This window comes from Tamlana crocina, assembly GCF_012037625.1.
In genome coordinates this window covers 1-253 of sequence record NZ_JAAVJS010000935.1, presented here as the reverse complement: position 1 = coordinate 253, position 253 = coordinate 1, and the positions used below count along the sequence as shown (strand labels likewise).

The 253-nt window shown below is 28.5% G+C and carries 1 pseudogene; it reads left to right on the top strand.

What is annotated here, in order from left to right:
* Positions 1-128: pseudogene (locus HC176_RS19570) on the top strand (IS3 family transposase); the annotation flags it as partial.
* Positions 129-253 lie beyond the last annotated feature (125 nt).

The window sequence follows — 253 nt, the reverse complement described above, 5'->3', positions numbered from 1 at the left end:
ATAGTTATAGATTAAGATCTGAGGCCGAATTATCCATCTTTCAGTGGATAGAAACTTGGTACAATAATAAACGAAGACATTCCTTTTTAGGGAACAAAACAATTAAAGAATTTGAATTAGATATGTAGGCAGTATCTCACTAAGTGTGTAAAGTTTAAATATCGAGGGTTGCAACCCTCGATATTTTTTTTTGTTTAATTTTAAATTTTATACACTTATGAAGAAAGAAGATTTTCTGAACGATGATTTTTTA